Source organism: Mycobacterium shunyiense (assembly GCF_058270075.1).
Genome location: NZ_JBZDPU010000040.1, coordinates 713234 through 733355, shown reverse-complemented (window position 1 = coordinate 733355; position 20122 = coordinate 713234). Strand labels below are relative to the sequence as shown.

The following is a 20122-nucleotide window of genomic DNA, read 5'->3' as shown; positions in this document are numbered from 1 at the left end:
GGCTGCGATGCCCGAACTGGCCATCGAACTGCGCGACGTCGTGCGCGAGTACAAGGTCGGCGGCCAGACGGTGCGTGCCCTCGACGAGATCACCTTGCACCTCAACGGCGGGCAGTTCGTGTCGATCATCGGCCCCTCCGGTGCAGGTAAGAGCACGTTGCTGCACCTGCTGGGCGCGTTGGACTCCCCCGATTCCGGCTCGATCACCTTCGACGGCGAAGAGATCGGGCGCCTGGGCGACGAGCAGCAGTCGGCCTTCCGCCACCACCGGGTGGGGTTCGTGTTCCAGTTCTTCAACCTCCTGCCCACCCTGTCAGCCTGGGAGAACGTGGCCGTCCCCAAACTGCTCGACGGGGTCCGGCTCGGCAAGGTCAAACCACAGGCCGTGGAGCTGCTGGACCGCGTCGGCCTGGGCAACCGGACCGAGCACCGCCCATCCGAGCTGTCCGGCGGACAGATGCAGCGCGTCGCGGTGGCCCGGGCCATGATGATGGACCCGCCGCTGATCCTCGCCGACGAACCGACGGGCAATCTCGACTCCACGACGGGTGCGGCGATCCTGACCCTGCTCGGCGAGGTCGCCCACGAGGAGGGCCTGGGCCGGCTGGTGGTGATGGTGACCCACAACGCCGAGGCCGCAGCCGCGACCGACCGGGTGATCACACTGCAGGACGGCCGGCTCGGCTCCGACGAGATGTCGGTGGTGCCGGGCTCGGTCTGATGTTCTTCGCGCGAGCGCTCATCACCAGACTCGCAGCCGCAGCAAGTCGGCTCCGAGTGTTCAGCCTGCGCGAACTGATCGTGCACCGGCGGCGCACCCTCGCCTCCATCGCCGTAATGGCCGTGTCGGCAATGTATCTCGTGGCGATCCTCGGCATCTTCGGGTCGATCACCGGATCGGTCAACCGACTGGCGGACGGCGTCGCCGGTATCGCCGCCCTCGAGGTTTCGGGTGTCACCGACGCGGGGTTTCCCGAATCGGTAGCAGCTGACGTCGCCAAGGTCCCCGGCGTCGCGACCGCCGCCCCCATGATCCGCATGACCGCGCCCACCGCGACCGAACCGGTCCTGCTGTTCGGTGCCGACGACCGCAGTCGCGCGCTGGAAGGCGCCCTCAAAGATGCGGTCGGTGTCCAAGTTCAAGCCCCCACCGCAGCCGAGGGTGTCCGCGTCGGGCCTGCCGTCGGGCACGCGAAGGGCGAGACGTTCCAACTGGGCTCGGGCTCAGTGACGGTCTCCGAAGTCCTTGAGGGCAAGCAGCTCGCCGATCTCAACGGCGGCCACTACGTGCTGGCCCCACTCCCCCTGGCGCAGAAGGTCACCGGCAGACTGGGCCAGCTCGACTCGATCCTGATCACCACGACACCGGGCGCTGACCTCGCCACGGTGCGAGATCAGGTCACCGCGGCAGTGAACGGTCGGGCCCTGGTCGCCGCCCCGAGTTCGCGGGCGGCCCGCGCCGGTGACGGCGTCAAGTTGATGAACTACATGGCGTTGATGGGTGCGGCGGTCGCGCTGGTGGTCGGAGCGTTCCTGATCTACACCACGATGACGATGGCGATAGCCCAACGCCGCCCGGTCATCTCTATGCTGCGGGCCATCGGCGGCCGACGCGCGACCATCGTCCGCGACATGCTGGCCGAGGCCACGATCCTCGGGCTGATCGGCGGCAGCATCGGCTCACTGCTGGGAATTGTGTTGGGTCGCCTGGCAATCGGCCGGCTGCCACCGACCATGACCCAGGGCCTTGAAGCGCGCATCGAGTACTGGCTGCCCGGCTACGCGATCCCGATGGCCATCGCCGCCACGGCGCTCACGAGTGTGGCGGCGTCGGCGATGGCGGCGCGGCAGGTGTACAAGGTCTCGCCGATCGAGGCGCTGGCCCCGGTCGGAGTATCGGCGGCGGACAACGTGCCGCGCTGGCTGCGCATCGTCACCGGCCTCGCGGCGATAGCGGTGCTGGCCGCGTCGGTCCTGATCGTGTTCTACCAACCGGGTTCGGTGGCGTTCGTGGCGATCGCGGCACTGTTCACCGCGCAGATCGCGCTCGGCTTCGCGCTCGCCGGCCCCATCGTCACAGCCACGGCCGCCGTGGCGCGCCTGTTCGGATCGGCCGGTGCACTGGGTGCGGCGACCGTCGAGCGGGCACCACGGCGCGTGTGGGCCACGGTGATGACGGTGCTGATCGCCGTCGTGACGACCGTGGTGATCACCGGCACGAACAACGACATGATCCGCTCGGCCCGCGATGTCTTCGCCCCGGTCGCCGACGTGGACGTCTGGGTGAGTGCCAACCCGCCCGACGAGTACGCCACCGGCCTTCTGCCGCAGGGTCTTACCCAGAACGTCACCGAGGTGCCCGGAGTCGCGAACGTCACCGAAGGTGCCCTGGGCTTCGCCGTCGTCGGCGGTACCCGCGTCATGCTCGACGGTTTCGCCCCCGGCAGCCACGACGCCCTCTTCCGTGCCCTCGACGACCAGACCCGCAACGACGTGCTCGCCGGTCGTGGTGTGGTGCTCTCCCAGAATCTGGGCAAGACGCTCGATGTCCGCGTCGGCGACGACCTGCAGCTGCAGACACCGCACGGCCCCCAACAGGCGAAGGTACTGGCCCTGGTGCCCTACTTCTCGACGGTGATCGGCACGGTCGGGATGGGGCTGGACCAGATGCGCACCTGGTTCGACCGACCGGGGTCGACGACGTTACAGGTCACCGCCGTCAAGGGAACCGATCCCGATCGCCTGCTGGCCAACGTGAGTCACGTCGTCCCCGCGCCGAATCACGCCTACGACGGCCGCACCGCCCTGGCCGGTCTCGAAGCACCGCTGCACCAGAGCATGCTGATCGCCAATGCGGTGTGGATCATCGTGGTGTTCGTCGCCGCCGTCGCGCTGTTGAACACCCTGACCCTGTCGGTGCTCGAACGGCGCCGCGAGATCGGGGTGCTGCGGGCGATGGGATCCAGCCGCCGCTACACGCTGGCCATGGTGCTGGCCGAGGCAGCCGCCATCGGCATCGTGGGCGGCATCCTGGGGCTGCTCGTCGGGCTCGTCGATCAGTGGCTGTTCAGCCTCGTCAGCGGCGACATCATGAACTTCAACGTCACGTTCCGGCCGAGTCCGATGGCGCTGGTGTTCACCCTCGGTGCGCTGGCGATCAGCCTGCTGGGCTCGCTGCCACCGGCGCGACGGGCCGCGCGGCTCAACATCATCGAGGCCGTCAGCGTCGAATAGTCGCGACCCCCTGCAGATGTGGTGTGCACGGCGGCGGCACCAGCGTCCGCCGGGTACTGCGCAGCCCACCGGTGTCGAACCCGGCCGCTGCGATGGCGTCGACGGTGCGGCGGTTCGGTTCGCACCCCGATGACAGCCACGCCCACGGCCTGGCGATCAGGTCCTGGAAGCGCCCCATCAGGCCCTCGCCGCGGACATGCTCCAGCACCACCAACCGGCCATCGGGCGCCAGTACGCGCCGGATCTCACCGAGTGTGGCCGCCACGTCGTCGACCGAACACAACACCAGGCCGACATGGACCGAATCGAAACTGTTGTCCGGAAACGGAATCGACTCCCCCGCCCCGTCGACGACATCCACCTCGACGCCGTGCCGCCGGGCCAGGGCACGCGCCATCCGCCGCATCGCCGGCTCCGGCTCCACCGCGGCGACCGACGTCACCGCCCCCGGGAGGAACAGCAGATCGGTCCCCGGCCCGACGCCGACCATCAACAACCGCCCCGTCGCATGGCTCATCGCCGACCGCCGGTAACGGCGGTAGAACAGCCTGTCGAATATCGGCATACCGAGCCGATACACGTACGGGAACAACGGATTACGGTGCTTCAATACTTACTGCCCAGATCCAATCGGAAGGGTGGATATTCGTCGCTCATCAACGACACGTACACGGCCACACGGTAACGCCACCGGACCATCCCCATCAGAAGATCGAACATGTCTTCCGACACCGTCCCCCGGGCCAACAGCCGCACCGCGGAGATGACGCACAGTACTTGCAGCGGCGCTTCCATCGCCCAGCACATGATGATCTGCGGCAGCGCCAGCAGCCACCACTTGACCAGCACCGCCCCTCGGGACAGCTGCTCGGGATAGGAAACCTCGAGATCGCCGGGATAGTCGGGATCAGCTTTGAGGGTGAACGGTGGATATTGGTCGGTGGTGTTCATCGGGAAGCGGTAGTTCATCACCCGCCACGACCACCGCAGCACGCCGACATTGAAGTCGAACAGGGGCCGCGGGTACCGGCCGGTGAACAGGATCGTGACACCCGCGGCAAGCGTCACCAGCGGGTACACCAGGTAGAGGCCGATCAGGATCGGATAGTGCGGCACCGCCAGGACGCACCATTTGACCAGCCACAGCCGGCTCGACGGCGCATCGATCGCGCCGCGCACGTGTACCACCTCAGCAGGCATGTTCATCCCTGCCGGTGATCGTCGTCGCGGCCAGGTCCCGGTCGATTCCCGCGGCCATCCGGCGGTGACTCACCACCCGCAGGAACGTCGCCAACACCCAGGTCATCATCCGGTTCGGCACCATCGCGGCGGGCCGCAGCACGGCCTCGCCGTGCGACACCTGCAGCGAGGCGACCCGGGACACCGCGGCGACCCGACGGCGGCGAGTGTTCTCGTACCAGCGCAGAGCATCGGAGAGATCGCCGTGGGCGCCGTGCTGGAAATCCGAAACCGCCTTGCACAGCACCATCGTGTCGAGCAGTGCCTGGTTGGTCCCTTGCGCGAGCGTCGGCGGCATCGTGTGGGCCGCATCGCCCAACAACGTCAACACACCATGGCCGGGCCGGGGAATCGGATGCCGGAAATGCGGATAGGGCGAACGCGCCAGATCCTCGTCGGTCAATGCCGCAAGTACCCGGTCGACCAGTTCGGACCATCCGGTGAAATTGCCGCGGATCACCTCGATCGGGTTCTCCGGCCTGACGAAGTCCGGCGACCATGGCAGGTCGAACCACCACTGCACCTCGGTGTCTCCGGCCGGCCAGAGGCCGAGGTTCCCGCGCTCGCCGACGATGACGAAGGCGACGTGCCGATCAGCCTCATCCGGAAGCGCGGCCAGCCCTTGCCAGCTGCACCAGCCCGTCGGCTCCGCGTGCGGTGCGCCCACGATCTCGCGGATCTTCGAGTGCAGGCCGTCCGCGCCGATCACCAGATCGCCTTCCGCGCAACTGCCGTCGGCGAAATCGAGGCGAACACCGTGGCTGTCGTTCGCGACGCCGACCACCTGCGTGTTGCACCGAATCCGTTCAGCCGGAAACCCTTCCAGCAGCCGTTCGAGCAGAATCCGACGCGGGACCATCCGGACCGGCGCACCCATCCGGCTCACGATCGCGGCCACGTCGAGGGTGGTCATCGGGCGCCCCGTCGAGGTCACCACCCGAACGGTGGCCAACTCCTGGCCGGCACCGTCCATGTCGACGCCGAGCTGCCGCAGCACCGATTCGCCGTTCGACCAGATGGTGACGGCACCACCGCCGGCCCGCACCTCGGGGCGCTGCTCGAACACCGTGACGTCATGCCCGTCGCGCAGCAATCCGCGGGCGATGGAGATACCCCCGACCCCGGCACCGACAACGAGCACCTTCAGCGACGCTTGCGGCGCTGACTGGACGTGGTGCCGGCCCTGGGGCCGTTTTGGGCCCACGGCTCAATTTATGTCCGATGCAGGTCCGCTGTACAGGGTTGCCGCCTCGTTCCCGCAGGCTGGGCCGTCACCATGGCGACCGGTCGTGGAAAACGCAACGTCGCACAGGCGTCGTCGAGGGTCTGGTCGATCAGCTCGGCCAGCTCCGACAACCCGCCCGGTGTCTCGTCGACGGCGAATCCGTCCCCGGAGATCGCGACCCGGGTCAGCACGATGCTGTGCGCACGCCGGATCTGGGCCATCTCCGCCAGCATGTCACCCATCGCGGCCGGATAACTGACGAAAGCGTCCTCGCCGGAGCCGATTTCACACGCGAGCCCGACGAGATCCAGACGTCGGCCCGCCACCACCGCGTCGACCACCTTGTCATCGGCCACCCGCGTCATCCCCACCAGCACCCGTTGCCTGCGGTGTGCCACGGTGGCCGACACGAGCAGGTCGACCTGGTCGGTCGTCGTCACGACGATCCGTCCCACCCCGAGATTGGCTGTGCAGAACACCAATTCGTCGGCGGTCATCCGGTCGGCGTAGACGATGAGAAACATCGGGTGGATTCCCACACCGATCGCGGTGATCAGGTCTGCACCGGTGCGGACCTCGACGGCGAGTCCGTGATCACGCGCCCGCTTGGCAACTCGAGAGTCGGCCAAAGCTGTTGCGGGTAGAGATAGCTCGACCACACCCAATGAACGAAGTCCGATCGGCAGCGTCACTGAAACCTCTTCTGCAAGGCGCCCCGGCCGGTTGCCACGGGCGTACAGCTCGAGACTCCGCCGCCACCTGCGAGCGCACCAGCGTCTTTGCGGGCCCTTGACAGGCACAGTGGGAACTTTGACGCCGCGTTGACGCCAGGCCCTGAGAATCCGGGTCTTCGTGAACGAAGTCCGTTAAGGACTGCGCCGCGGCCGTAAAGAAAGCGTCAAGGCCCCGTTCGTGGCATCTGCCTGGGCAGATCCTGGGACAGGCCACCGAAATCCGGAGGCCCGTAAACGTGTCTTCGAACGGAGACGGCATGTCTGTCCTGCTCTATTTGGCGCTGACAGTGGCGATCTTTGCGCTGCTGGGTCTGGTGCAGAAGTTGGTCGAGGGACTGTGAGCTACGAAAACGTCGTCGGCCTGGGCCTGGCCATTCTGATCGCGCTGTTCCTCTTCGCGGCGCTGTTGTTTCCGGAAAGGTTCTAGTGACTACTACAACCGCGGGGATCGTCTTCCTCGTCGTCCTCATCGCCGCGGTGGCGGCGGTCCACGTGCCGCTCGGCGACTACATGTACCGCGTGTACACGTCGGACAAGCATTCGCGCGTGGAGCGCGTCATCTACCGCCTGATCGGCGCCGATCCGAAGGCCGAGCAGACCTGGGGGGCGTATGCACGCAGCGTGCTGGCGTTCTCCGCGATCAGCATCCTGTTCCTGTTCGTCTTGCAGCTGGTGCAGGGCAAGCTGCCGCTGCATCTCAACGATCCGGGCACTCCGATGACACCGGCGCTGGCCTGGAACACCGCCGTCAGCTTCGTCACCAACACGAACTGGCAGGCCTATTCCGGTGAATCGACCCAGGGCCACCTGGCGCAGATGGCCGGCCTGGCGGTGCAGAACTTCGTGTCCGCCGCGGTCGGCATGGCCGTCGCGATGGCCTTCGTCCGGGGTCTGGTCCGGCGTAATACGGGCGAGCTCGGCAACTTCTGGGTCGACCTGGTGCGCGGCAATCTCCGTATCCTGCTGCCGATTTCGATCGTCGGCGCGCTGATCCTGGTCGGCGGCGGCGCCATTCAGAACTTCGCGCTGCACACCGAGGTCGTCAACACCCTCGTCGGCGGCACCCAGACCATCCCGGGTGGCCCGGTCGCCAGCCAGGAAGTCATCAAACTGCTCGGCACCAACGGCGGCGGCTTCTTCAACGCCAACTCGGCGCACCCGTTCGAGAACCCCACCACGTGGACCAACTGGGTGGAGATCTTCCTGATCCTGATGATCCCGTTCTCGTTGCCGCGCACCTTCGGCCGGATGGTCGGCAGCCCCAAACAAGGTCTGGCGATCGCCTCGGCGATGGCGGTGATCGCGACGATCAGCGTCAGCCTGATGATGCTGTTCCAGCTGCAGGCCCACGGCACCGTCCCCACCGCTGCGGGTGCAGCGATGGAAGGTGTCGAGCAGAGATTCGGTATCGCCAACTCGGCGGTGTTCGCGGACGCGACCACACTGACGTCGACCGGCGCCGTGGACTCCTTCCACGACTCGTACACCAGCCTCGGCGGCATGATCACGATGTTCAACATGCAGCTCGGTGAGGTGGCTCCCGGCGGCGTCGGCTCCGGCCTGTACGGCATGTTGGTCCTGGCGATACTCACGGTGTTCGTCGCGGGCCTGATGGTCGGCCGCACCCCGGAATATCTGGGCAAGAAGATCACCCCGCGGGAGATCAAGCTCGCCGCAACGTATTTCCTGATCACACCGTTGCTCGTGTTGACCGGGACGGCGGTGGCCATGGCCATGCCGGGCCAACGGGCGGGCATGCTGAACACCGGACCGCACGGCCTGTCGGAAGTGCTGTACGCCTTCACGTCGGCTGCCAACAACAACGGTTCCGCGTTCGCGGGCATCAGCGTCAACACCGAGTGGTACAACACCGCGCTCGGCCTGGCGATGGTGTTCGGCCGCTTCCTGCCGATCATCTTCGTGCTGGCACTGGCCGGATCGCTGGCCCGCCAGGGCAAGACACCCGAATCCGTCGGCACCCTACCCACCCATCGACCCCAGTTCGTCGGCATGGTCGCCGGCGTCACCCTGATTCTGGTCGCCCTCACCTTCTTGCCCATGCTCGCGCTCGGGCCCCTTGCTGAAGGAATTCACTGATATGCCAAGCGTTAACCCATCCCCCGTTGCCGAGCGTCACGCCAGAGTGGCGCCCGCGGCCGGGAGCCACTCCAGCGTGACAAAGAAGACGCGAATCCAGGGCGGCCTGCTCGACCCGAAGATGCTGTGGAAATCGACGCCCGACGCGCTGCGCAAGCTCGACCCACGCACGCTGTGGCGCAACCCGGTGATGTTCATCGTCGAGATCGGCGCTGTCTGGAGCACGATCCTGGCGGTCCTCAACCCGTCCTGGTTCGCCGGCTTGATCGTGGTCTGGCTGTGGCTCACGGTGATCTTCGCCAATCTGGCCGAGGCCGTCGCCGAGGGGCGCGGCAAGGCCCAGGCCGAGTCGCTGCGCAAGACCAAGACCTCCACGATGGCGCGGCGCCTGACCGCCTCTGGCGCCGAAGAAGAGGTCGCCGCACCGCTGCTGCAGCAGGGCGACGTCGTGGTGGTCGAGGCCGGGCAGGTGATTCCCGGCGACGGCGGTGTCGTGGAAGGCATTGCCTCGGTGGACGAATCGGCGATCACCGGTGAATCGGCACCCGTCATCCGCGAGTCCGGCGGCGATCGGAGCGCCGTCACCGGCGGCACCACGGTGCTGTCCGACCGCATCGTCGTCCAGATCACCCAGAAGCCCGGCGAGAGCTTCATCGACCGGATGATCAACCTCGTCGAGGGCGCCAACCGGCAGAAGACCCCCAACGAGGTCGCGCTCAACATCCTGCTGGCCTCGCTGACGATCATCTTCGTCTTCGCCGTCGCCACCCTGCAGCCACTGGCCATCTTCTCCAAGGCCAACAACCCCGGCGTCGCAGACACCCTGGCACTCAACGGGAGTGGCATCTCGGGCATCGTCATGGTGTCGCTGCTGGTGTGCCTGATCCCGACCACCATCGGCGCGCTGCTCTCGGCGATCGGCATCGCCGGCATGGACCGACTCGTGCAGCGCAACGTGCTGGCCATGTCCGGCCGCGCCGTCGAGGCCGCCGGTGACGTCAACACCCTGCTGCTCGACAAGACCGGCACCATCACCCTCGGCAACCGCCAGGCCGCCGCGTTCGTGCCACTGTCCGGCGTCACACCCGAGCAACTCGCCGACGCGGCACAGCTGTCCAGCCTCGCCGACGAAACCCCTGAAGGCCGTTCGATCGTGGTGTTCGCCAAGCAGGAATTCGGTTTACGCGGCCGCACCCCCGGTGAGCTCGACAAGGCGCACTGGGTCGAATTCAGTGCCAACACCCGGATGTCGGGCGTCGACCTGTCCGGTGACCATCGCCTGCGCAAGGGCGCCACAGGTGCGGTCGCCGAATGGATTCGCTCCGAAGGCGGCAAGGTCCCGACCCAACTCGGCGACATCGTCGACGGGATCTCCGCCGCCGGTGGCACCCCGCTGGCCGTCGGTCACGTGGTCGACGGAAAAGCCCAAGTGCTGGGCGTCATCCATCTCAAGGACGTCGTCAAGCAGGGCATGCGGGAACGCTTCGACGAGATGCGCCGCATGGGCATCCGCACCGTGATGATCACCGGCGACAATCCGTTGACGGCCAAGGCCATTGCCGACGAGGCCGGTGTCGACGACTTCCTTGCCGAGGCCACGCCCGAGGACAAGATGGCGCTGATCAAGAAGGAGCAGGCCGGCGGCAAGCTCGTCGCGATGACCGGCGACGGCACCAACGACGCCCCCGCCCTGGCCCAGGCCGACGTCGGCGTCGCGATGAACAGCGGGACCTCGGCGGCAAAAGAGGCCGGCAACATGGTGGATCTCGACTCCGACCCGACCAAGCTCATCGAGATCGTCGAGATCGGCAAGCAGCTGCTGATCACCCGCGGGGCACTGACCACGTTCTCCATCGCCAACGACATCGCCAAGTACTTCGCGATCATCCCGGCGTTGTTCGTGGCCCTGTTCCCCGGCCTGGACCTGCTGAACATCATGCGGCTGCACAGCCCGCAGTCGGCGATCCTGTCCGCGGTGATCTTCAACGCGATCATCATCGTGGCGCTGATCCCTTTGGCGCTCAAGGGTGTCCGCTACACCCCGAGCAGTGCGTCCAAGCTGTTGAGCCGCAATCTGTACGTGTACGGCCTCGGCGGCGTCATCGCGCCGTTCATCGGCATCAAGCTGATCGACCTCGTCGTCCAACTCTTCCCGGGAATGTGACATGAAAATCTCCAACCTGGTTCGTCAACATGCCGCGGCCCTGCGGGCGCTGTTGGTACTCACCGTGATCCTGGGGATCGGCTATCCGGTCTTCATCTGGCTGGTGGCCCAGATCCCCGGCCTGCGCGACAAAGCCGACGGGTCGCTGATCGAGGCGAGCGGAAAACCGGTGGGCAGCAGCCTGATCGGTCAGTCCTTCACCGACACCGACGGCAACCCGCTGCCCCGGTACTTCCAGAGCCGGCCCTCGATGGCCGGCGACGGGTACGACCCGATGGCCACCAGCGCGAGCAACCTCGGCCCGGAAAGCGTTGTCGATCAACCCGACAAGCCCAGCCTGCTCACCCAGGTGTGCACGCGCAGTTCAGCCATCGGCAAGCTCGACGGTGTCGACGGCGCTCGCCCGTTCTGCACCGGAGACGGTGTCGGCGCGGTGTTGTCGGTGATCGGACCGCGGGATGCCCGCGGAAACGTCGTTCACCCGACGAAGGTGGTCAGCGTCAACGAGCCCTGCGATACGACGAAGACCCCGTTCGTCAACACCTACGAGGGTGTCCGGGTGGAATGCGCCAAAGTCGGTGAGGACTACAGCCTCGGCCTGATCGTGCCGATCCGTGGCAGCGCGCCCGCCGACCCCGCGGTACCGGCCGATGCCGTCACCGCCAGCGGCAGCGGCCTGGACCCGAACATCTCGGTGGCCTACGCCGATCTGCAGGTGAACCGGGTGGCCAGGGTCCGCGGTCTCAACCCCGATCTGGTGCGGGCGATGGTGGCCCAGCACACCGACGGGCGCACCCTGGGCTTCTTCGGCGAACCGCGGGTCAACGTGCTCGAACTCAACATCGCCCTCGACGCGCTGTAGGCGCGAGGATGATGGTCTTGTGAGTACGTCGGCGTCCAGTCCCACCAAACGCGGTGAGCTGCGCATATATCTGGGTGCGGCGCCCGGCGTGGGGAAGACTTTCGCGATGCTCGGCGAGGCGCACCGCCGTCTCGAACGCGGCACCGACGTCGTCGCCGCGGTGGTCGAGACCCACGGGCGCAAGAAAACCGCCGATCTGATCGACGGCATCGAGATCATCCCGCCGCGCTACGTCGAGTATCGGGGAGGCACCTTTCCCGAACTCGACGTGGCCGCGGTGCTGGCCCGCAACCCGCAGGTGGTGCTGGTCGACGAACTCGCCCACACCAACACCCCGGGGAGCAAGAACCCCAAACGCTGGCAGGACGTCGAGGAACTGCTGGCCGCCGGGATCACCGTGATCTCGACGGTCAATGTGCAGCACCTGGAAAGCCTCAACGACGTGGTCACCCAAATCACCGGAATCGAGCAGCAGGAGAAGGTTCCCGACGAGATCGTCCGGGCGGCCGACCAGATCGAGCTCGTCGACATCACCCCGGAGGCACTGCGGCGCAGGCTGTCCCACGGCAACGTGTACGCGCCCGAACGTGTCGACGCCGCCCTGTCAAACTACTTCCGGCGCGGAAATCTCACCGCGCTGAGGGAATTGGCCCTGCTCTGGCTGGCCGATCAGGTCGACGCCGCGCTGGCCAAGTACCGCGCCGACAACAAGATCACCGACACCTGGGAGGCCCGCGAACGCGTCGTCGTCGCCGTCACCGGCGGTGCCGAGTCCGAAACCCTGGTGCGCCGGGCCTCCCGCATCGCCTCGAAGTCCAGCGCCGAGCTGATGGTGGTCCACGTCGTTCGCGGAGACGGGCTTTCGGGTGTCTCGGCGCCGCAGATGGGGAAGGTCCGCGAGCTGGCTGCCAGCCTGGGCGCCACCGTGCACACCGTCGTCGGCGACGACGTACCCGCGGCACTGCTGGATTTCGCCCGCGAACGCAACGCCACCCAGTTGGTGCTCGGCACCTCGCGGCGGTCCCGATGGGCCCGGATCTTCGAGGAGGGCATCGGGCCCGCTGTGGTGCAGCAGTCGGGCAAGATCGATGTCCACATGGTGACCCACGACCAGGCCCGTCGCGGGTTCGGCTGGGCAACCGCAACACCCCGGCAACGCCACGTCGCATCCTGGCTTGCGGCCCTGGTGGTTCCGTCCGCGATCTGCCTGCTGATCGTCGGGGTACTGGATCCGATTCTCGGGGTCAGCGGTGAGAGCGCGCTGTTCTTCATCGGTGTGCTGGTCGTCGCGCTTCTGGGTGGTGTCGCGCCCGCGGGGCTGTCGGCCCTGCTGTCCGGGCTGCTGTTGAACTACTTCCTGGTGGCGCCGCGGCACACGTTCACCATCTCCGAACCCGACAGCGCGGTCACCGTCGTCGTGCTGCTGCTGGTCGCAGTGGCGGTAGCGGCTCTGGTCGACGGGGCGGCGAGCCGGGCCCGCGAAGCCAGGAAGGCCTCGCAGGAAGCCGAATTGCTGACTCTGTTCGCCGGGTCGGTGCTGCGCGGCGCCGACCTCACCACCCTGCTGGAACGCCTGCGTGAGACGTACTCCCAACGGGCAGTGAGCCTGCTGCGCGAACAGAACGGAACCGCGGAGATCGTCGCGTGCGTCGGCACCAAGCCGTGTGCCGAGGTGGACACCGCCGACACCGCGATCGAAGTCGGAGACGACGAATTCTGGTTGTTGATGGCCGGACGGAAACTCGCCGCCCGTGATCGCCGCGTGCTCAGCGCCGTCGCGAAACAGGCTGCCGGGCTGGTCAAGCAACGCGAGCTCACCGAGGAGGCCGGCAAGGCCGCCGCCATCGCGCAGGCCGATGAACTGCGCCGGTCGCTGCTCTCGGCGGTCAGCCACGACCTGCGCACCCCATTGGCCGCGGCCAAGGCGGCGGCGTCGAGCCTGCGCAGCGAGGACATCGACTTCTCCGCCGAGGACACCGCCGAACTGCTGGCCACCATCGAGGAATCCGTGGACGCGCTCACCGCGCTCGTGGGCAACTTGCTGGACTCCTCCCGGCTGTCGGCCGGCGTGGTTCGCCCCGAGCTGCGCCGGGTGTATCTGGAGGAGAACGTGCAACGGGCGCTGCTCGGAATCAGCAAGGGCGCCACCGGATTCACCCGCGAGGGCCTGGACCGGGTGAAGGTCGAGGTCGGCGATGCCGTCGCGATGGCCGACGCCGGGCTGCTGGAGCGGGTGCTGGCCAACCTGATCGACAACGCCCTTCGGTATGCGCCCGACGGCCCCATCCGGGTCAGCGCCGGGCAGGTGGCCGACCGGGTACTGATCGCGGTGATCGACGAAGGGCCCGGCATGCCGCGCGGCGCCGAGGAACAGCTCTTCGCGCCGTTCCAACGACTCGGCGACCACAACACCACCATCGGCGTCGGCTTGGGGCTGTCCGTCGCGCGCGGCTTCGTCGAAGCCATGGGCGGCACCATCTCGGCGACCGACACCCCCGGCGGCGGCCTGACCGTCGAAATCGACCTTGCCGCACCGCCAAAGGACGAATCCGCATGACATCCACCACCGCCCCCAAGACCCGCGTCCTGGTGATCGACGACGAACCGCAGATCCTGCGCGCACTGCGGATCAACCTGTCGGTGCGCGGCTACGAAGTCGACACCGCCACCGACGGCGGACAGGGACTACGCGCCGCCGCCGATCACCGGCCCGACGTGATCGTGCTCGACCTCGGTCTACCCGACATGTCAGGCATCGAGGTCCTGGCCGGCCTTCGCGGTTGGCTCTCGGCACCGGTGATCGTGCTCTCGGCCCGCACCGACTCGTCCGACAAGGTCGAGGCGCTCGATGCCGGCGCCGACGACTACGTCACCAAACCGTTCGGCATGGACGAGTTCCTGGCCCGACTTCGGGCGGCCGTGCGGCGCGGGGCGGCGGCTTCCGAAACCGATGAGCCCGTCATTGAAACCTCGTCGTTCACGGTGGATCTCGCCGCCAAGAAGGTGACGAAGAACAATCACGAAGTACATCTCACCCCCACCGAGTGGGGCATGCTGGAGATGCTGGTGCGCAACCGCGGCAAGTTGGTGGGCCGCGAGGAACTGTTGCGTGAGGTGTGGGGTCCGGCCTACGCCAAGGAGACCCATTACCTACGGGTGTACCTCGCGCAGCTGCGCCGCAAGCTCGAAGACGATCCGTCGCATCCGGTGCACCTGCTGACCGAGGCCGGGATGGGCTACCGCTTCCAGGAGTAGCCGCTCATGGCACCAGCGTCGCCGCAATCCTGACCCGGCCCGTCGGCATCTGTGTGAGTATCGGGCCACCCGACCATTGGCCTCCTCGCGGTGAGCGGCAGGATGGCGTGGCTTATTTCGGCTCGACGCGACGCTCGGCCAACGCCGCCAATCGCTCAGTGCATTCGCGATTCCGGGGGTAGGCGGCCAGCAGAGCCAGCCGCCGCGGAATCAGGTTCAATGGTCCACCGGCCGGGACCTCGGCCATCTCGATACGCGACCCGGTTTCGGTATCGGTGAGCCGCAATACGATCCGGGCTTTTCCGAACGGCCTGGTCTTGGCGAGCAGCACCAACTCGCGGGTCGGCGCACAGGATTCGACCTCCGTCTCGTCGTCGACCACCACCGGCCAGATGCCGATGGTGTGGTGAATGCGGCTGCCGGGGGCCGGCCAGGAGGAGTCGACAGCGCGCATGCGCGTGTTCCCAACCACCCACTGTGAATACGTCCAGCCGTCGGCGATGACGTCCCATACCTGTTGTCGAGTGGCCGTCGTGTCGCGTTTGACGACCAGGTGGCTGTCCGAAGCGACCGGGGAAGATTCCACGACGCACGCTCCTTTCGGTGTCAGTGCCGTCCGTCGCTCCGGCGATCAACCGGTGCAGCACGGCTTCGACGCTGGGCTACCCGGCAGCGCCAGAGTCAAACGCGCCTGCCGGTCGCAGACAAAATGGCACCGCTTGTCGCTCATTCGCAGGGTTGCACGGCCGTTGCAAGTGACGCAGATTACGGTTTGCGGTATGTCCGGTACTCGCGCCCGTTTCCGCAGCCTTTTCGAGGCCAGCCTCAACGACCCGGCCACGTTCTGGGCCGACGCTGCCAAGGCGGTGACCTGGACTTCCGAGCCGCAGCGCGTACTCGACGACACCAACCCGCCGTTCTACCGCTGGTTCCCCGACGCCGAGCTCAACACCTGCGCCAACGCCCTGGACCGCCACGTCGCCGAGCGCGGCGAACAGGCCGCACTGATCTACGACTCCCCTGTCACCGGCACCAAGGCCACCTACACCTACCGCGAGCTGCGCGACGACACCGCCCGGTTCGCCGGTGCCCTGCGTGAGCTCGGGGTGAACAAGGGCGACCTCGTGGTGATCTACATGCCGATGGTCCCCGAGGCGGTCATCGCGATGCTGGCCTGTGCCCGCCTCGGCGCGGTGCACTCGGTGGTGTTCGGCGGGTTCGCCGCCCACGAGCTGGCCACCCGCATCGACGACGCCCGTCCCGTGGTCGTGGTCAGCGCATCCTGCGGCATCGAGCCGACCCGCATCATCGAGTACAAGCCGATGCTGGATGCCGCGCTCGACATCGCCGAGCACAAGCCCAGGGCCTGCGTCATCCTGCAGCGCGAGCAGAGTCCGTGCGAATTGGTCGACGGGCGCGATCACGACTGGCAGCAGCTGGCGGCCGACGCTGCACCGGTCGATCCGGTGCCGGTCGCCGCCACCGATCCGCTGTACGTGCTCTACACCTCGGGCACGACCGGCAAGCCCAAAGGCATCGTCCGTGACAACGGCGGCCATGCGGTGGCCCTGCTGTGGAGCATGCGCAACATCTACGACGTGGCACCCGGCGACGTCTTCTGGGCGGCCTCCGACGTCGGCTGGGTGGTCGGGCACTCCTACATCGTGTACGCCCCACTGCTCCTGGGCGCGACAACCGTTCTCTACGAAGGCAAACCGATCGGCACCCCCGATGCCGGGGCGTTCTGGCGGGTGGCCGCCGAGTACGGCGTCAAGGCGCTCTTCACCGCCCCGACCGCGATCCGCGCCATCAAGAAGGAAGACCCCGACGCCACGCGACTGGCCGATTACGACCTGTCCGGGCTCAAGTACCTGTTCCAGGCCGGCGAGCGCCTCGACCCCGACACCTATCACTGGGCCGCCGACAAACTCGGCATCCCGGTGGTCGACCACTGGTGGCAGACCGAGACCGGATGGGCGATCGCGGCCGACCCGATGGGCGTCGAACCCCTGCCCATCAAGGCCGGTTCGGCCACGGTGCCGATGCCCGGCTACGACGTGCAGATCCTGCGTTCCGACGGCACCCGGTGCGAGGCCGGAGAGGAAGGCGCGATCTGCGTCAAGCTGCCGCTCCCGCCCGGCACGTTGCCCACACTGTGGGGCGACGACCACCGCTACGTCGCGTCGTATCTGTCGGCGTTCACCGGCTACTACCTCACCGGCGACGGGGGCTACATCGACTCCGACGGCTATCTATTCGTGATGGGCCGCACCGACGACGTGATCAACGTGGCCGGGCACCGCCTGTCCACCGGATCGATCGAGGCCGTACTCGCCGACCATCCGTCGGTGGCCGAATGCGCGGTGATCGGAGTCGCCGACGAGCTCAAGGGCCAGGTGCCACGCGGGTTCGTGGTGCTCAAGACCGGGGCCTCGACCGAGGGGATCACCCAGGAGCTGGTCGACCGGGTGCGGGACAACATCGGCGCGGTGGCGGTTTTCAAGAAGGTCGACGTGGTGGCGGCGCTGCCGAAGACCCGCTCGGGCAAGATCCTGCGGAAGACCATGCGCGGTATCGCCGACGGGCTCGACGAGCCGGTGCCCTCCACCATCGAGGATCCCGCGGTGCTCGACGCGCTCAAGAACGTGCTGCGGCCCTAGTTTCTTCCGCGAGCAGACGTTGCGGTACCCGGAAATGGGGTTACCCGGGTACTTTCACGTCTGCTCGCGCTAGGGAAGTCGGCGCCACGCGCGGCTGCTCAACAGTCGCAGCCCGTTGAGGGCGACGAGCATGGTCGATCCCTCGTGACCGGCCACCCCGAGCGGTAACGGCAAGTGCCCGAACAGGTCCCAGGTCACCAGGACTGTGATGACGGTGGCGGCGATCACCAGGTTGGCGATCACCAGGCGCCGGGCCCGCCGGGCCAACGCGACCACCGCGCCGATCGTCGACAGGTCGTCGCCGACCGTGACCACGTCAGCCGTGTCGACCGTCAGATCGGCACCGCTGCGACCCATCGCCATCGAGGAATGGGCGGACGCCATGGCCGGTGCATCGTTGATCCCGTCGCCCACCATCAGCACGCGCCGTCCACCGGATTCCAACTCCCGGACCGCAGCGGCCTTGTCGTCGGGCAGCAGACCACCCCGCACATCCTCGATGCCCAGCTGCTCGGCGAGCCGCGACGCCGCCACCTGGTTGTCACCGGTGAGCAGAACCGGCTGACATCCGGTGAGCGCGTGCAGCTTCCGGACCGCATCCGCGGCACCCGGGCGCACCCGATCCTGCAGACCCACCACCCCGCTCGCCTCCCCGTCGACCGTGACGACGACAGCAGTCGCCCCGGTGGCCTCGATCTCGGCCACGTCCGGGACCGCTGGGCCTCGATACGTCGCCGGACTCAGGACCTCGACGGTGCGCCCATCGACGACCGCCCGGACACCACGACCCGCGCGGGCGGTGAAATCGGTGGCCTCCGGAATCCGGATGCCTCGTATCACCGCCTCGGCGACGATGGCGCGTCCGATGGGATGCTCGCTGAATTGCTCTGCGGCAGCGGCAGTTGCGAGGACGTCGCCGCTGTCGCCACCGGGCAGCCCCACGATCTGCACGACACGCGGGGCTCCCGTGGTCAAGGTCCCGGTCTTGTCGAGCACGACGACGTCGGTATCGGCCAGTCGTTCCATGGCGACCGCGGACTTCACCAGCACTCCGTGCCGGCTGGCATTGGCGATCGAGCACAACAGCGGCGGCATGGTCGCGAGCACCACAGCACACGGCGACGCCACGATCATGAACGTCATGGCGCGCAGCAGAGTTGAGCGCAGATCCGCACCCAACACCAACGGCACCGCGAACAGCGCCAGGGTGGCAGCCACCACCAGCACCGAATAGCGTTGTTCGATCTTCTCGATGAACAGCTGCGTGGTGGCCTTGGTTGCCGAAGCCTCGGCGACCGCCGCGACGATGCGCGCCATCACCGTGCTCGAAGGGTCGCGGGTGACGGTGACCTGCATGGCCCCGGTGGTGTTGAGCGTCCCGGCGAAGACGTCGTCGCCCACCTGTTTGGCGACCGGCAACGGTTCACCGGTGATCGAGGACTGGTCGACGTCCGAGGATCCACCGAACACGGTGCCGTCAGCCGAGATTCGTTCCCCGGGCCGGATGAGGATTCGGTCACCGAGGCGCAGAGAACCTGCGGCGACGACGCGATGGGTGCCGTCCTCGTCGAGGACGGTCGCGTCGGCCGGAGCCAGGTCGAGTAGACCACGCACCGAACGTTCGGTGCGTGCGGTGGCCACGTCCTCCAGCGCGCCCGACGTCGCGAAGATGACGATCAGAAGCGCGCCGTCGAACACCTGCCCGATGGCTGCCGCACCGATCGCCGCGAGGATCATCAGCAGGTCGACATCGAGCGTGCGGGCACGCAGCGCCTGCACACCGGATACCGCCGACTGCCAGCCGCCGGCGAGATAACACGCCAGATACAGGGTCCACCACAGCGGTTGCGGAGCATTCGCCGCTTGCGCGAGCACGCCGCACAGCATCAGCACAAGGGCTGCGGCCGCCCAACGCACCGAATCCAGGGACCACATCCATGCACCGACACCGCGTGAACCTGCGGGCCCCGCGTCGGCGCCGGACAGCGGCGACCGGTCGGTCGACAGAGCGGTCATCGACGACACCTCTCGTTCGTGCTCGGCCCCTACAGCGCATACATTTATACATGTAAAGATTGAAATGTATCAACCATGTTTGTTCCGCATGCTTGAATGAGTGCCATGGGCCACGGAGTTGAGGGGCACGCGACGCCGGCAGCGTCCCTCGACGCCGCCTCCGCGACCAAAGTCGCCGAGACGCTGCAGGCCCTGGCCTCCCCCAACCGATTGCTGATCCTGACCCGACTCCGGGAATCGCCGTGCTCGGTCACCGAACTGTCCGCCGCAGTCGGCATGGAGCAACCCGCGGTTTCCAATCAACTCCGGTTATTGCGGGCGCTAGGCCTCGTCACCGGTGACAGGTCCGGTCGCAACATCGTGTACCGGCTCTACGACAACCACGTCGCCCTACTGCTCGACGAGGCCATCTACCACATCGAGCACCTCCGGCTCGGCGCCCGCGACACCTCCGCCTGAGCCCCTAAAGCCGCCGCAGCCAAAGAGTTTCACGCACTGTTCACCGGCGTGTCCGCAGCCGAAATAACCGTCGCGCAAAAAGCCGCGCAGTTTAGGGAATCCTTTATTTTCACCGTGGAGCGAACTATTGTGAAGTCGTTATATGTTGATGTCCGCCCATACTCGGGAGTTTGCTGC

Annotated in this window: 17 protein-coding genes; 11 read left to right on the top strand and 6 right to left on the bottom strand. The window is 67.2% G+C overall.

Annotation, left to right across the window (positions count from 1 at the left end; all coding sequences use genetic code 11):
• The first annotated feature begins 7 nt into the window (after positions 1 to 7).
• Complete coding sequence (locus AC4ELH_RS34105; RefSeq protein ID WP_498889283.1) at positions 8 to 721, top strand: ABC transporter ATP-binding protein; 714 nt, start codon at positions 8 to 10, stop codon at positions 719 to 721.
• A complete protein-coding gene (locus AC4ELH_RS34100) occupies positions 721 to 3234 on the top strand; it encodes an FtsX-like permease family protein (RefSeq protein ID WP_498889281.1) in 2514 nt (837 codons plus the stop codon). The genes AC4ELH_RS34105 and AC4ELH_RS34100 overlap by 1 nt, the downstream gene beginning before the upstream one ends.
• Here AC4ELH_RS34100 and AC4ELH_RS34095 read toward each other — a convergent pair.
• From AC4ELH_RS34095 to AC4ELH_RS34080, 4 genes are all read right to left on the bottom strand, one after another.
• Positions 3221 to 3844 carry a class I SAM-dependent methyltransferase gene (locus AC4ELH_RS34095; RefSeq protein ID WP_448442097.1) on the bottom strand — a complete coding sequence of 208 codons (624 nt, stop codon included), beginning with the start codon at positions 3842 to 3844 and terminating at the stop codon, positions 3221 to 3223. The two genes, AC4ELH_RS34100 and AC4ELH_RS34095, sit on opposite strands and share 14 nt — an antisense overlap.
• The gene (locus AC4ELH_RS34090; protein WP_064887297.1) at positions 3841 to 4413 is read right to left on the bottom strand and encodes a DUF4389 domain-containing protein; all 573 of its coding nucleotides are present in this window, start codon (positions 4411 to 4413) and stop codon (positions 3841 to 3843) included. Before AC4ELH_RS34090 ends, AC4ELH_RS34095 begins: the two co-directional genes overlap by 4 nt.
• A 10-nt stretch (positions 4414 to 4423) precedes the next feature.
• The gene (locus tag AC4ELH_RS34085) at positions 4424 to 5620 is read right to left on the bottom strand and encodes an FAD-dependent oxidoreductase (RefSeq protein ID WP_498889542.1); all 1197 of its coding nucleotides are present in this window, start codon (positions 5618 to 5620) and stop codon (positions 4424 to 4426) included.
• Positions 5621 to 5685: 65 nt separating this feature from the next.
• A complete protein-coding gene (locus AC4ELH_RS34080; protein ID WP_064887291.1) occupies positions 5686 to 6390 on the bottom strand; it encodes a type III PLP-dependent enzyme domain-containing protein in 705 nt (234 codons plus the stop codon).
• Positions 6391 to 6668: 278 nt separating this feature from the next.
• On the opposite strand from AC4ELH_RS34080, the gene AC4ELH_RS34075 reads away from it, so the two are divergent.
• From AC4ELH_RS34075 to AC4ELH_RS34045, 7 genes are all read left to right on the top strand, one after another.
• Positions 6669 to 6773 (top strand): potassium-transporting ATPase, encoded by a 105-nt coding sequence (locus tag AC4ELH_RS34075; RefSeq protein WP_216622388.1) that lies wholly within the window; start codon positions 6669 to 6671, stop codon positions 6771 to 6773.
• Entirely contained in the window at positions 6770 to 6859 is a 90-nt protein-coding gene (locus tag AC4ELH_RS34070) for a potassium-transporting ATPase subunit F (RefSeq protein ID WP_019347277.1), read from the top strand. The genes AC4ELH_RS34075 and AC4ELH_RS34070 overlap by 4 nt, the downstream gene beginning before the upstream one ends.
• The gene (gene kdpA / locus AC4ELH_RS34065) at positions 6859 to 8529 is read left to right on the top strand and encodes a potassium-transporting ATPase subunit KdpA (protein WP_498889278.1); all 1671 of its coding nucleotides are present in this window, start codon (positions 6859 to 6861) and stop codon (positions 8527 to 8529) included. The genes AC4ELH_RS34070 and kdpA overlap by 1 nt, the downstream gene beginning before the upstream one ends.
• 121 nt (positions 8530 to 8650) lie before the next feature.
• Positions 8651 to 10693: a potassium-transporting ATPase subunit KdpB gene (gene kdpB, locus AC4ELH_RS34060; RefSeq protein ID WP_498889540.1), complete on the top strand. Its 2043-nt coding sequence runs from the start codon at positions 8651 to 8653 to the stop codon at positions 10691 to 10693.
• Between the two features lies 1 nt (position 10694).
• Entirely contained in the window at positions 10695 to 11555 is an 861-nt protein-coding gene (locus tag AC4ELH_RS34055; RefSeq protein WP_498889276.1) for a potassium-transporting ATPase subunit C, read from the top strand.
• A gap of 19 nt (positions 11556 to 11574) precedes the next feature.
• On the top strand, positions 11575 to 14112 hold the full coding sequence (locus tag AC4ELH_RS34050) for a DUF4118 domain-containing protein (protein WP_448442091.1): 2538 nt from the start codon (positions 11575 to 11577) through the stop codon (positions 14110 to 14112).
• Positions 14109 to 14810 carry a response regulator gene (locus AC4ELH_RS34045; RefSeq protein ID WP_454791718.1) on the top strand — a complete coding sequence of 234 codons (702 nt, stop codon included), beginning with the start codon at positions 14109 to 14111 and terminating at the stop codon, positions 14808 to 14810. The genes AC4ELH_RS34050 and AC4ELH_RS34045 overlap by 4 nt, the downstream gene beginning before the upstream one ends.
• A gap of 112 nt (positions 14811 to 14922) precedes the next feature.
• On the opposite strand, the gene AC4ELH_RS34040 is transcribed toward AC4ELH_RS34045, so the two are convergent.
• Positions 14923 to 15396: an SRPBCC family protein gene (locus tag AC4ELH_RS34040; protein ID WP_498889273.1), complete on the bottom strand. Its 474-nt coding sequence runs from the start codon at positions 15394 to 15396 to the stop codon at positions 14923 to 14925.
• 193 nt (positions 15397 to 15589) lie between these two features.
• Here AC4ELH_RS34040 and AC4ELH_RS34035 point away from each other — a divergent pair, with 193 nt between their 5' ends.
• On the top strand, positions 15590 to 17470 hold the full coding sequence (locus tag AC4ELH_RS34035; protein WP_498889271.1) for a propionyl-CoA synthetase: 1881 nt from the start codon (positions 15590 to 15592) through the stop codon (positions 17468 to 17470).
• A 69-nt stretch (positions 17471 to 17539) separates the two neighbouring features.
• Here AC4ELH_RS34035 and AC4ELH_RS34030 read toward each other — a convergent pair whose 3' ends face one another.
• Positions 17540 to 19486, bottom strand: a complete 1947-nt coding sequence (locus tag AC4ELH_RS34030) for a heavy metal translocating P-type ATPase (protein ID WP_448442086.1) — start codon at positions 19484 to 19486, stop codon at positions 17540 to 17542.
• Between the two features lie 105 nt (positions 19487 to 19591).
• Between AC4ELH_RS34030 and AC4ELH_RS34025 the strand changes: the two genes are divergently transcribed.
• The gene (locus AC4ELH_RS34025; RefSeq protein ID WP_055120635.1) at positions 19592 to 19945 is read left to right on the top strand and encodes an ArsR/SmtB family transcription factor; all 354 of its coding nucleotides are present in this window, start codon (positions 19592 to 19594) and stop codon (positions 19943 to 19945) included.
• Positions 19946 to 20122: the final 177 nt, after the last annotated feature.

Coding starts and splice junctions, on each gene's coding strand:
- AC4ELH_RS34055 (WP_498889276.1), top strand. CDS start 10,695: ATGAAAATCTCCAACCTGGTTCGTCAACATGCCGCGGCCCTGCGGGCG.
- AC4ELH_RS34035 (WP_498889271.1), top strand. CDS start 15,590: ATGTCCGGTACTCGCGCCCGTTTCCGCAGCCTTTTCGAGGCCAGCCTC.
- AC4ELH_RS34105 (WP_498889283.1), top strand. CDS start 8: ATGCCCGAACTGGCCATCGAACTGCGCGACGTCGTGCGCGAGTACAAG.
- AC4ELH_RS34045 (WP_454791718.1), top strand. CDS start 14,109: ATGACATCCACCACCGCCCCCAAGACCCGCGTCCTGGTGATCGACGAC.
- AC4ELH_RS34100 (WP_498889281.1), top strand. CDS start 721: ATGTTCTTCGCGCGAGCGCTCATCACCAGACTCGCAGCCGCAGCAAGT.
- AC4ELH_RS34030 (WP_448442086.1), bottom strand. CDS start 19,486: ATGACCGCTCTGTCGACCGACCGGTCGCCGCTGTCCGGCGCCGACGCG.
- kdpB (WP_498889540.1), top strand. CDS start 8,651: ATGCTGTGGAAATCGACGCCCGACGCGCTGCGCAAGCTCGACCCACGC.
- AC4ELH_RS34025 (WP_055120635.1), top strand. CDS start 19,592: ATGGGCCACGGAGTTGAGGGGCACGCGACGCCGGCAGCGTCCCTCGAC.